Here is an 11,929-nt window from a genome sequence, read left to right on the forward strand (position 1 = left end):
ACGGGTGGATTCTCGCATCACCCCTTCTCGACCACGAACAGGTGCTCGGTGACGTGGACGGCACGGGCCCGGAGATTCCGGCTGCCGCGGAAGGTGTTGTACCGGGACCGGAACTCGGTCACCGACCCGACCGAGGCGAGCAGGTCGCCCATCTCGGACGGGGCGATGTAGCCCTCGTCGTTGAAGGACACGATCAGGAACCGGGCGTCGAGGGAGGTCACCAGGTCTCGCAGCAGCGTGGCCGAATCCTTCCGCACGTTGTAACGCGAGCGGTTCCAGTCGACGGGGATGCCGGAGATCGGGCTGATCTCGGTCGGTCGCAGGTAGTTGACGAGGAGATTGAGCATGAAGTAGTTCGAACCGTACGGGTGCTGGTTGTAGGGCGGATCGAGGTAGGCGACGTCCACCGGGCCGACGTGACCGGGCAGGGCATTGGCGTCCATCTGGAGGACCTGGGTCTGGGCGCGGTGCCTGCTGAGGACCGGCGGCGACAGGCGGATGGTCCGGAGGATGCGCACCAAGGCGTCTCGACCCGACCCGCCGAAACTGCCGATGCCGGTGCGCCGGTCCTTGTGGAATCCCTTGAACACGCCGGAGGTGTTGGCGTGGACCGATGCGAGAGACAGCAACGGTGCCAGCAGAAATGGCTTTACCCGGTCGTCGAGTTGGTGGATCAACGTGGCGTAGGCATCGAGGCGTCGCGCGTTGTCGCGGGTGTAGAACACCCGTTCGCCGGGGCGGATGTGCTCGTCGTCGTCGGGGGCGTAGAGCTCCTCGATGAATCCGTCGAACGAGAGTCCCTGGTCGACTTGGGTGTTGATGGTCTCCACCAGCGATCCGATCTCGTCGGGATCCACGTCGGCCCGGTCGGAGAGATAGCACTCGCTCATCACCCGCGCATACGATTCGAGGTCGTTGGCGATCACCCGGCTGGCGCGCGCCTTGAACAATCGCGACACGGCGCCGCTCCCCGAGAACGCGTCGAGCACCACCAGTCGGCGGCCCAGCCGTGTCTGCACCTGCTCGGCGGCCGCATCGATCACGGGCAGCAGCGACCGTTTGTTGCCGATGTAGGTGAGGAGTTGATCGGAGAGGTAGCGCGGGTCCTCCACGATCGCAGCCGGCGGAGCGAATGACGCGTGATCAAGGCTCACCGCGTTGCCACCTCGGATCGATTCAGGGGGGATCGAGTCGGTCGGTTCCGACATCGTCGCACCTGATGGCCTCGGTGTGGACGGGATTACCGAAGGTGAACGCGCAGAGCCCGAGATGACGCGCACGTCGCGACGTGCGCGGGCTCGTGGCGAGTGCGCGTTACTTCGAGGTGGGCGTAGACCTTGCGCCGGCCGGGCGTTGTCGCACAATGGGGACGTGCAGCCTTCCGACCTCGAATACTGGCTCGATTCCCAGCGAGTCGTGCGACTGGTGACCAGCTACTTCCGCCTGCTCGACGAACAGGATTTCGACGAGTGGCGGTTCCACGAGATCTTTCATGACGACGCCACGATCGTTCGTCCGGACGGTTCGGAGACGATCGGCCCGCACGACATCGCGGCCAGCCACGCGCGCAATTTCGCGCGTTTCGAGAGCAGTCAGCATCTGCTGACCGGCCACGATGTGCAGGTGACCGGCGACATCGCCGATCTCCGGTTCAATCTCGTCGCGATCCACCTGTGGAAGGACCGGCCCGAGGGCGCCGACTTGAACGACAGAGCGTTCACCGCCGGTGGCGTGGTGACGGCGAGCCTGACCCGGCTGCCGGACGGCTGGCGCATCACCCAGCTACAGAACCGGGTGGTGTGGCGGACGGGATACTTCGGGGACATGAAGCCGTCTCGCTAGCGCGGTCACCCCCGAACGCGTGTCCCGTCGGGCGCGAACGAATCCGGGTCGGCGCGAGTCCAGTCGTCGACCCAGGTCTGCGGGGCCTCGTGGAGGAGTTGGCCCGGCCGGAGCCACTCGTAGATCTCCGCGTAGGAGCGTTGGCAGGTGGCTGACACCCGTTTGCGAAGCAGGTGGGGTGACAGCTGGGAGGGATCCGTGACGCCCATCGAGGCCATCAGTCGCATGGCCTCGTCGACGGTGGCCTGGTGGTAGCGATAGGCGCGCTCGCTCTTGTCATCCACGTCGAGCGCGCGGGCCCGTCGGGGATCCTGGGTGGCCACACCCACGGGGCAGTGGTTGGTATGACACCGCTGCGACTGGATGCAACCGACGGCCATCATCATCGCTCGTGCGGCATTGGTGTAGTCGGCGCCCTGGATCAAGCGTTTGACGATGTCGTTGCCGGACGCGACCTTGCCGCTCGCGCCGACCCGGATTCGGTCTCGTAGACCGGTGCCCACGAGCGCGTTGTGCATCGTCATCAATCCGTCGGTGAGCGGTAGGCCGACATGGTCCTCGTATTCCAGTGGCGCTGCGGCGGTTCCGCCTTCGGCGCCGTCGACGACGATGAAGTCCGGGGTGATCTGCTCGGCGAGCATCGCCTTGCAGATGGCGAGCACATCCACCCTCGATCCGATGCAGAGCTTCACCCCGACCGGTTTGCCGTCACTGAGTTCGCGAAGTCGTGCGACGAAGGCGATGAGCTCACGCGGGGTGGTGAATTCGGCATGGCTCGCCGGGCTGACGCACTTCTCGCCGGCCGGCACGCCGCGATAGCGGGCGATCTCCGCGCTGACCTTGGCTGCGGGAAGTACCCCGCCGACACCGGGTTTGGCTCCTTGGCTCAGCTTCAACGAGATCGCCTTGACGTGATCGTCGGCGGCCTTGTCGGCGAATTGGTCCGGATCGAAATTCCCGTCCTCGGTTCGCGTTCCGAAATAGCCTGAGCCGATCTCCCAGATCACGTCGGCCCCGCCCAGGTGGTAGGGCGTGAGCCCGCCCTCGCCGGTGTCGTGGGCGAATCCGCCTTTGCGGGCGCCGTTGTTCAACGCTTGCAGCGCATTTCCGGACAGCGCACCGAAGCTCATCGACGACACGTTGAGCAGTGACATGTCGTAGGGGCGTCGGCAGTCGGGGCCGCCCACTCGCACTCGGAACGGCTCCGACGGCCGTTCGATCGGTGCGACCGAGTGGACCAGATATTCGTAACCATCGGCGTCGATGTCGCGCTCGGTCCCGTAGGACAGTTCGGCCGCGGTCCCTTTGGCACGTTCGTAGATCAGCGACCGGATGTCGCGATCGTAGGGCCTGCCGTCGAAGTTGCGCTCGATGAAGTACTGCTGCAGTTCCGGTCGCAGCGACTCCAGCAGGAACCGCAGGTGGCCGACCACCGGATAGTTCCGCAGCACGGAGTGGCGACGCTGGATGAGGTCGTAGACACCGACACCGGCGATCGCGGTCAGGGCGACTGCCAGGATCCACCAGCCCCAAGGGCCCAGCGATGCGATGGCGATGGCCGCGAGGGCGACCACCACCAGCGAGACGACGCTCGCGACACGGATCACGGTACGACGACGGCGCGTCCGCGGAGGTTGAGCGCGAAGTCGTCGGAGTGACACGCACCCGCGGCGGTCACCTTCAGCAGCACCTCACCGGGGCCGGGCGACGGTTTGTCCACTTCGCGCAGTTCCGGCTCGCTGCCCGGCTTGACCATCTGGATCGCCTTCACGGTTCCTCCTCGTCGAGTTTCTCGTGGCTACTTCTGTTCTACTCCTCGCCGACGAGAACGGCCCGTGTGATCCCTCATGGGACCACACGGGCCGAACGCGTTGTGACGCTGGGTTTTCTAGAACATGTGCCGTGACACCGCGCTAGGAAACACTGGTCTGGTTGCCGGAACCCAGGGCGATGTCGGCCGTGTTCCGTTGGCCGGTGGCCACATTCACCTGCACGGCGGCGGGCTCGTACATGTTGGCCACGATCGTGAACTGCGCATCGGTCAGACCCTCGATCCGATACCGGCCGTCCGCGTCGGTGATCACCGAGGCGACGATGGTCTGCTCGGGGCCGATCGCCGAGACGGTGGCACCTGCCAACGGCGATCCGTCCACGGCTCGCACCGAACCCTGCACCCCACCGGTCGCGACCAGGACGATCTCGATGTCGGCACGCGACGTCGCATCGACGGTGACCAGCTGGCTGGTCGGCTGGTAGCCGGGAACCGATGCGGTGACGGCGACGGTGTCGCCCTCCGACAACCCGTGGATGGCGAAGCGTCCATCGGAATCGGCGTGTGCCTGGGTGACCACCGCACCCGACTGATCGGTGACGATCAGATTGGCCGGCAGCGGACGCTGTTCGTCACGCACCGAACCCTGGAGCACCGACCCACCGGTGAGGGCGAAGTCGCGGCGGAACACCAGGTCGCCGACCACGGACACGGTGAGCGCCTTGGGCGAGCGTCCCGGTGCCGTCGCGATGACGGTGTAGGTGCCGTCTGCCAGATCGTGCACCGCATACGACCCGTCGTCGTGCACCGCGGTCGCCCCGGCCTGGTGGCCGCGGATGTCGGTCACGGTCACGGCGGAGTTGCCCAGCGGTATTCCGTCGGAGGCGGTGATCCGGCCCGCGATCCTCGGCCGTTCGACCTCGGACTGTGCACTGCCGGCCGAGGTCAACAGATGTCGTGGCCCGGTGCTGCGCGGCTCGTCGATCAGTTCCGAAGGAGCGGCCACGGAGGCATCGGCCGCGACGGCCGCCAGCTCGGCGCCCACGGTCTCCGGCGATTCCACCGGCGACTTCGACCCACCGGTGAACAGCGACGCGATGGCACCCAGCACGCAGCAGATCAGCGCGAAGGTGAAGGCCGCGGTCAGTCCGTCGGAGAACGGATCGCTGATCAGGTGCGGGAAGAAGTCCAGACCCGTCAGGTGGTCGGCACTCGCCTGCGGCAGGCCCTGCAGCGCCTGGCCACCGATCTCGCGGATCGGGTTGTAGCCGAGGAACGCCGCGAACAGGATGCCGACCGTCGGCAGGTGTGCGATGCCGCTGGCCGGGGCCTGCGGCATACCGCCCTGCGTCAGACCGCCGAACATCGCATCCGGCAGATGCGTACTGAGACCGGCGATCATCAGCGAGAAGAACAGGCCGATCGAGAGCACCATGGCGGCGTTCTGGAAGGTCGTCATCATGCCTGCGCCGGAGCCACGCGAGGTGACCGGGAGACTGTTCATCACCTCGGCGCGGTTCGGTGATGCGAACAAACCCATGCCGATGCCGTTGATCAACATGATCACGGCGAACACCCAGTAGGTGAAGTCGACCGGGATCGCGATGAGTGCCGCGAAGGTGCCCGCGGTGATCAGCATGCCGATGGTGGTGAACCACTTGGTGCCGACGCGGTCCGAGAGGTACCCGGAGACCGGTGCACTGAGCAGGAAGCCGATAGTCATCGGCACCATGTAGATGCCGGCCCACAGCGGTGTACGCGAGTAGTCGAAGCCGTGCTGCGGGAGCCAGATGCCCTGCAGCCAGATGATCAGGATGAACTGCAGACCACCACGGCCGATCGACGCCATCAGGTTGGCGATGTTGCCGAACGCGAACGAACGGTTCTTGAACAGTGACAGTTCGAACAGCGGGCTGTCGACCTTGGTCTCGATGAACACGAAGACGGCCAGCACGATCACACCGCCGATGAGGCCGGTGAGGACCCAGGGGTTGCCCCAGCCCATGTTCGACGAGCCGTAGGGCTGGATGCCGTAAGTGATCGCGATCAGGATGGAGATGAGGCCGACTGCGAAGGTGATGTTGCCCCACCAGTCCATCTTGGCCTTGCGGCGTTCACCGGTGTCGTGCAGCTTCAGGTACGCCCAGATCGTGCCGATCACGCCGAACGGCACCGACACCAGGAAGATGAAGTGCCACTGGATCGGGGCGAGGACACCACCGATCAGCAGGCCCAGGAACGAGCCGGCGATCGCGGCGACACCGTTGATGCCCATGGCGAGGCCCCGCTGGTTGGCGGGGAAGGCGTCGGTGAGGATCGCCGACGAGTTCGCCATCAGGAAGGCGCCGCCGACGCCCTGGATGATGCGCCAGAAGATCAGCCAGATGGCGGCCTCACTGCCGTCGAACCAGGTGATGGCCAGGAAGATCGACGAGATCGTGAAGATCGCGAAGCCCATGTTGTACATGCGGGCGCGACCGAACATGTCGCCGAGGCGTCCGAAGCTCACCACCAGCACGGCCGTGACCACCAGGAAGCCCATCATCATCCACAGCAGGTAGCTGGTGTTCTGGGGTTCGAGGGGATTGAGATGAATGCCCTTGAAGATGTCGGGCAGGGCGATCAGGACGATCGAGCTGTTGATCGTCGCGATCAGCATGCCCAGGGTGGTGTTGGAGAGCGCGATCCACTTGTAGTTCGGACCGAGCTCCTCGAGGGATCTCTGGCGCGAGGGGCGAGTGGACGCCGCCGGCGCGGCCCCGCCCCTCTCCGCCACTGTGTGATTCGACATGTGTGCCTTTCGGATCAATCAGAAATATGTGTGCTGCTGCGGACGGCCTGGACGTCGAGGACGACCTTCGCCGTACTGCCGATCTGCGCAACCCCGCTGAGCAGCTTGTCGTCGAAGCTGATCCCGAAGTCGGTGCGCTCCAGCGTTCCGGTGGCGCGGAAGGCGGCTCGATGACCACCCCACGGGTCCTCGACCTCGCCGAGGCAGGAGAGCTCGAGGGTGACCGGTACCGCGCTGCCGCGCAGTGTCAGCGATCCCGCCAGCGTCCACGTCTCGTCGGTGGCCGGACGTACCTGGACGGCACGGAACTCGGCGACCGGATACTGCTCGGCGTCGAAGAAGGCGTCTGATCGCAGGTGGTTGTCGCGGGTCTCGTTCTCGGTGTCGATGCTGGCAGTCTTGATCTCGGCCAGCACGGACGACTGCTCGATGTCCTCGCCGACCTCGATCTGACCGGTGAAATCGGTGAACCGGCCCTTGATGCTGGCGATCCCGAAGTGCCGCACGCTGATCTCGATGACCGAGTGGCCGGGATCGATATCCCAGCGGCCGGGCTGCGGGGTGGGCGCGCCCCCGGCCCGTGCCGCGGCGATCTCGCCGAGACTCACCGGACTCGATCCGGTCACCACCGCCACCCGCGCCGTCGGCTGGTAGCCCTCGGCGGTGATCACCACGGTGTAGGTTCCGGTGTCCAGGTCGCCGGCGACGACGGCTCCCTCGGTGTTTGCGCGGGCGATCGCACGTTGCTCGCCGGCCTGCGACATGACGGTCATGACCGCACCGTCGAGCGGACGTCCGCTCGACGTCGCGACGCGTGCCGTGATTGTTGCGCTCATGCCTGCCCCCTTGCTCCCAGGACGAACTCGTGGGAGACGAACCGCCCGGCCTCGATGTCGATGGTTGCCGCGACGGGGGAGTACCCGTTCGCGATCACGGTGTAGTCGCCGGGTGTGAGGTTCGCGAACAGATACCGACCGTCGTCGTCGGTCAATGCGCTCGCAGCCATCTCACCCGAGTCGTTGAGCAGGGCGACCTGGCTGTGTGCCACCGGTGCGCCGTCGGCTCCGGTGCCGTCGGTGATCGTCCCGCCGAGTTCCGCCGCCGTGCGGAGTACCACATCGACAGCGGGAGAAGCTGTTCCGTTGATCATCACGGTCTCCGCGACGGGATCGCATCCGGCAGCCGTGACGATGACGGTGTAGGTCCCGTTTGCGAGGCCGGCGACACTCCACTGTCCGTCGACGCCCGTCACGGCGGTCGCGGTGACATGCCCGGAATGATCGGCGACGGCCACCGTCGCCTGGGCCACGGCCTCGCCGGTCGCGGAGGTTGTGACACTCCCGGAGAGCGCTGCCATCGAGGTGAGCACCACCTCGACATCGATCGGAGTCGATCCGACCGTGACGGTCACCGCGGATGGTTCGTGGCCGCCTGCCGAGACGACGAGGACGTAGTGACCGCCTCCCGGGACCGCAATCCCGAACGTGCCGTCGGCGTCTCCCACCGTGCGGGCGGCCTGGCGTCCGTTCGGGTCGATCACGGTGATCGTCGCGTCGGCGATGGTGGCGCCGTCTCCGCGTCGGATCTCGCCGCGGATCGCTCCGCCGGCGATGGTGTGTGACGGCTCGATCCCGTCCTCATCCCGGTGGCCATTGACGTTGGGCTGCATCAGGATCCCCCTCCTTCTACTGTTGCGCTGTCCGCGGTATCTGGGCTGTCTGCGGTCGGTGCGGCCAGGCCGCACATGGTGTTGGCGAGAATGCGCATCGACCGCTCAACGGCCACGCGGTCCTCGTCGGCGAGCTGGCCGAGGGCCATCTCGAAGAGCTCGGAGTTCCGCGACGACGCGCCCTGGATGTGGTCCATCCCCTCGGCCGACGGGGCCAGGAGACTGACCCGTCCGTCGCGCGGATCGGTGGTGCGCATGACCATCCCGTGTCGTTCGAGCGAGGCCACCACCCGGGACATCGTCGGTGCGGCGACGCCCTCCCGTTCGGCCAGTTCGGTCGCCCGGATCGGCGCGTTCTGGGCAATTGTCCACAATGCAGACATCTGACCTGCGGAAAGTTCTCCGCCGCCGGACCTGGCGCGGATCGCACGCCCTATCCGGATGAGGTCACGATGGATGGTGGCGGCGTCGCTCAGGGTTGCGGCAGACGACAGGCCGACCACTGCGCCCTCGCCCATAGACAGACTTCCCTCCGCGGACAACTTGCTTCGTAAAGCTAAATGAAAATTACTTAGCCAGACTAAAGTAGTTCTCCGCGTGAGCACGCATCGAGACGGTGTGAGTTGGGCTACATCTACGCCGAAAAGACGGGCAAATCAGCTCAATTCGGACAATTTTGGGGTATTGGGACCGGTCGCAGGGGGCGGGGAGACGTGAACAGTGGGTGACAATCGCGGCGGGCGACGGGCCGCTGCCCAGACCCGGTCGTAGCGTGGGGCGATGGCCGGGGACGATGACGAACGCAGACAGATCAACGAGGTCCGGACTCGATTGACGGAGGCCTACGCGGCCCACCCGTCGGACGATGTGGCCGGCGCCGTCGAGGCGGCATACCGGCATTTCGACGGTAAGCGTGTTCGTGATTTCGTGCCGTTGCTGGTCGAGCGGCGGGCCAATCAGGAACTGGGCGGATCGGCCGTCATGGCAGATCCGGCGAAGGTTCCGCCGCATCTCGGCGAGCAGTGATCGTCGACAGGCCGTATTGCGTCTCCAGGAGCCGGATGAGGGCGCGCGCCTCGTAGAGTTCACTGCGCCTACGGTTGGCGCTCGACGGATGTATCGAGGTCGATTCCAGCTCGGCGACGATCCTGTCGGTCACTCGTTCGAGATCTGCGATCAAGGACCGGGCCTGGGCGTGAGACGGATCCTCTGCACCAACGGTCACCGGGGGATCGTAAGGCACGGATGGTTTCGGCCGCTCATCGTCCCGAGCGCTCGCCGGTGACGAACACATGTTGCGACTCCATATTCCGAGTGTGCACCCGCGTAGGATTCTGCGAAACGAGGAGGACAGTTCGTGGGTAAGAAGAAGTCACACGCCAAGAAGAATGCGATCCGCGACGCCGCGTCGGCACCAGAGCGCACCGGGGTTCTCGAATCAGATTCGGCACCAGCGTCTCCGATGAAGAACAAGGAGTTCCGGGAGTTGGTGAAGCCGCTCCACGCCGAACTCGTCGCCATGCAGGAGTGGGTGCGCGCGACCGGCGCCAAGGTCTGCGTGATCTTCGAGGGGCGGGACACCGCGGGCAAGGGTGGCGTCATCAAGGCGATCACCGAGCGCGTCAGCCCCCGGGTGTTCCGAGTCGTGGCGTTGCCGACCCCCACCGAGCGTGAGAAGTCCCAGATGTTCCTGCAGCGGTACGTGCCGCATCTCCCGGCGGCGGGCGAGGTGGTGATCTTCGACCGCAGTTGGTACAACCGTGCCGGCGTGGAGCGGGTGATGGGTTTCTGCACGGAGGAACAGTCCACGCAGTTCCTCGCCGACGTCCCCGAGTTCGAGCGTGCCGTGGTCAGGTCCGGGGTTCTGCTGATCAAGTATTGGCTCGAAGTGAGCGAAGAGGAACAGACCCTTCGTCTGCAGAGCCGGATCGACGATCCGCGCAAGTACTGGAAACTGTCGCCGATGGACGTGAAGTCGTATACGCACTGGGACGAATACTCGAGAGCTCGCGACGACATGTTCCGCTACAGCGACACCGGTTGGGCGCCATGGTATGTCGCGAACACCGACGACAAGAAGCGTGGACGCCTCAACATCATCGGCCACTTGCTCGACCAGGTGCCGTACACGCCTCTCGCTGCGCCGGATATCGAACTCCCCGAACGGGTCCGCAGCGGGTACACGAGTCCTCATCTGGCCGTGACCGAGGTTCCGGTGCGGTACTGAGCAAGGGGTCTCGGCTTCTAGTCGTCAGCCTCCTTGATTCGGCGTTTGCGGTTGCGTTCGCGTTCCTGCTGTCTGCGGGCGTGTTTGGCTGACACCCGACTCTGCGAACGAGTAGGTGGTATCGGCGCACTTTCTGCGGTGCGCGGCGGTGCCTGAGCGGGCGCGGCGAATCGGATCCGTCGCAGCCCGGGGAACAGGACGTCGAGATGTTCGGGATCGCCCGGGATGATCAGACCTTCGGGCGTGGTGAACTCGATGCGCAGGCGGCCGGTGTAGTCGCGGTACTGATCGTCGACCCAATCGCCGAACGTCTTGAGCAGGTGCCCGAAGCGGTCTTTGGCGTTCAGATTGTCCGGGGCCGTCTGACCGCCACGCATCGGATGGCGGTGGTCGTATTCGACGACGTGGTCGAGGTCGGCGTCGAATGACGACACCGAGGAGCCGGGGATCACGCTGTAGCCGTCACGAATCCGCACGAACAGATCCAGTGCTGACGACGGCCGGTACGGACCCGATGGCAGATGCGCCGGCAGCGTGATGGTGCCGTCCGGGTTCGGCTGCGTACCAGGAGTACGAGAGGTAGGACCACCGCATCGGGACGCGCGACCAGATCGCGGACGTGGTCGTCGGAGATGACGCCGTGCCCGGCGAGGAACCCGGCATTGTCGGCGGTACCGGCGACGGTGGATTCGTCGGCGATGACGTGGATGATCACCTTGCTGTCGACCTGCGGCATCGCTGCCGGTTCGGGGATCTGTGCCGTGCACTCGGGGTGGCTGCACTGGCATTCGAACGCAGTCCCGGTCATCAACGCGAATGCCGCGTCCGAGGCACGCTGCAGTTTCGTACGTCCATCGAATTCACAGGCGGTCGCCGCGAGTGCCTTGACCGCGGCCATCGCGATCCGCGCGTTCTCTGCCGCCATCGTCGCGGTGAACTTCGAGGTACCGTCCTTGCCGTCGTGTACCCACACCCCGCGGGCATCGAGCGCACGTTTGCGATGCTCACGTACCCCGTCCGGGTCGTGGCGGAACACTATCCGATCGACCATGTCCTGCACGCGTTCGCGGGACCACGCACCGTCGTGCAGATCCAGCGCGGCGGCGATCTCTGCGTCGACCGCCACGGCGTACTCATGACCCTCAACCAGATCGGTGCGGGAGATGACCGTGGCGACCAATTCGGCCGAGATCCGCCCGTCCCGGAGTCGTTCGGCGATCTGCGGCAACCGATCCCGTAGGGCGAGAGCTTGATTGATGACCTTTTCCCGCGGCTTGCTGAGAGATGCTCAACGCCATCGCGATCCGCGCGGCACAGTCGGCGAAGCTGTCCTTGAGGAACAGCGCATGCGGGTCCGGGGTGGTGCCGACGATGCGGGCATGCAGTTCGGCTGCGGTCTGGTACTTCTGCCACGCCAGAAAAGACTGACCGCGCTGCAGGGAGACGAAGGAGCCAACCAGGTCGTTGGTGTCCGCGTCGTGGATCTCCTCAGCAGGCACCCCACCGGTGAACATTGGTGCCACATCGGGCCACGGCGAGGGGACACCCCACCACGACGACAGTGACCACGCCGAACCCGACACCGAGAACACCTTTCGCACGAAGAAACCAGGGAACACAGGACCGTTC

Annotated in this window: 12 protein-coding genes and 1 pseudogene; 3 read left to right on the top strand and 10 right to left on the bottom strand. The window is 65.6% G+C overall.

Translation table 11 applies throughout. The features are described from left to right. Positions 1–17: 17 nt before the first annotated feature. Positions 18–1,154, bottom strand: coding sequence for a DNA adenine methylase (locus ACPXCG_RS12130; protein ID WP_425792229.1), 1,137 nt, complete (start codon positions 1,152–1,154; stop codon positions 18–20). Between the two features lie 217 nt (positions 1,155–1,371). Between ACPXCG_RS12130 and ACPXCG_RS12135 the strand changes: the two genes are divergently transcribed. Then, a complete protein-coding gene (locus tag ACPXCG_RS12135; RefSeq protein ID WP_425792230.1) occupies positions 1,372–1,842 on the top strand; it encodes a nuclear transport factor 2 family protein in 471 nt (156 codons plus the stop codon). A 5-nt stretch (positions 1,843–1,847) separates the two neighbouring features. Here ACPXCG_RS12135 and ACPXCG_RS12140 read toward each other — a convergent pair whose 3' ends face one another. The 6 genes and pseudogenes from ACPXCG_RS12140 to ACPXCG_RS12165 form a co-directional block, all read right to left on the bottom strand. After that, on the bottom strand, positions 1,848–3,449 hold the full coding sequence (locus ACPXCG_RS12140) for an FMN-binding glutamate synthase family protein (RefSeq protein ID WP_425792231.1): 1,602 nt from the start codon (positions 3,447–3,449) through the stop codon (positions 1,848–1,850). A gap of 23 nt (positions 3,450–3,472) precedes the next feature. Further along, positions 3,473–3,613, bottom strand: a pseudogene (locus ACPXCG_RS12145) (NAD(P)-dependent alcohol dehydrogenase); the annotation flags it as partial. A gap of 142 nt (positions 3,614–3,755) precedes the next feature. Continuing rightward, positions 3,756–6,404 carry an MFS transporter gene (locus ACPXCG_RS12150; RefSeq protein ID WP_425792232.1) on the bottom strand — a complete coding sequence of 883 codons (2,649 nt, stop codon included), beginning with the start codon at positions 6,402–6,404 and terminating at the stop codon, positions 3,756–3,758. A gap of 14 nt (positions 6,405–6,418) precedes the next feature. Then, complete coding sequence (locus ACPXCG_RS12155) at positions 6,419–7,240, bottom strand: YceI family protein (protein ID WP_425792233.1); 822 nt, start codon at positions 7,238–7,240, stop codon at positions 6,419–6,421. Next, positions 7,237–8,073, bottom strand: a complete 837-nt coding sequence (locus ACPXCG_RS12160) for an MSCRAMM family protein (protein ID WP_425792234.1) — start codon at positions 8,071–8,073, stop codon at positions 7,237–7,239. The genes ACPXCG_RS12155 and ACPXCG_RS12160 overlap by 4 nt, the downstream gene beginning before the upstream one ends. Beyond that, on the bottom strand, positions 8,073–8,591 hold the full coding sequence (locus ACPXCG_RS12165) for a MarR family winged helix-turn-helix transcriptional regulator (RefSeq protein WP_425792235.1): 519 nt from the start codon (positions 8,589–8,591) through the stop codon (positions 8,073–8,075). Before ACPXCG_RS12165 ends, ACPXCG_RS12160 begins: the two co-directional genes overlap by 1 nt. Before the next feature lie 262 nt (positions 8,592–8,853). On the opposite strand from ACPXCG_RS12165, the gene ACPXCG_RS12170 reads away from it, so the two are divergent. Then, the gene (locus tag ACPXCG_RS12170) at positions 8,854–9,099 is read left to right on the top strand and encodes a three-helix bundle dimerization domain-containing protein (RefSeq protein WP_425792236.1); all 246 of its coding nucleotides are present in this window, start codon (positions 8,854–8,856) and stop codon (positions 9,097–9,099) included. A gap of 331 nt (positions 9,100–9,430) precedes the next feature. Then, positions 9,431–10,300: a polyphosphate kinase 2 gene (gene ppk2 / locus ACPXCG_RS12175; protein ID WP_425792237.1), complete on the top strand. Its 870-nt coding sequence runs from the start codon at positions 9,431–9,433 to the stop codon at positions 10,298–10,300. 17 nt (positions 10,301–10,317) lie between these two features. Here the strand turns inward: ppk2 and ACPXCG_RS12180 are convergent, their stop codons facing one another. From ACPXCG_RS12180 to ACPXCG_RS12190, 3 genes are read right to left on the bottom strand one after another with little or no spacing between them, the layout of a single operon-like run. Next, positions 10,318–10,776, bottom strand: a complete 459-nt coding sequence (locus ACPXCG_RS12180; protein WP_425792238.1) for a hypothetical protein — start codon at positions 10,774–10,776, stop codon at positions 10,318–10,320. Beyond that, positions 10,749–11,528 carry a DUF222 domain-containing protein gene (locus ACPXCG_RS12185; RefSeq protein ID WP_425792239.1) on the bottom strand — a complete coding sequence of 260 codons (780 nt, stop codon included), beginning with the start codon at positions 11,526–11,528 and terminating at the stop codon, positions 10,749–10,751. The genes ACPXCG_RS12180 and ACPXCG_RS12185 overlap by 28 nt, the downstream gene beginning before the upstream one ends. Then, positions 11,443–11,901, bottom strand: a complete 459-nt coding sequence (locus ACPXCG_RS12190; protein WP_425792240.1) for a hypothetical protein — start codon at positions 11,899–11,901, stop codon at positions 11,443–11,445. Before ACPXCG_RS12190 ends, ACPXCG_RS12185 begins: the two co-directional genes overlap by 86 nt. Positions 11,902–11,929: the final 28 nt, after the last annotated feature.

The organism is Gordonia sp. DT218, assembly GCF_049847105.1.
Lineage (GTDB): Bacteria > Actinomycetota > Actinomycetes > Mycobacteriales > Mycobacteriaceae > Gordonia.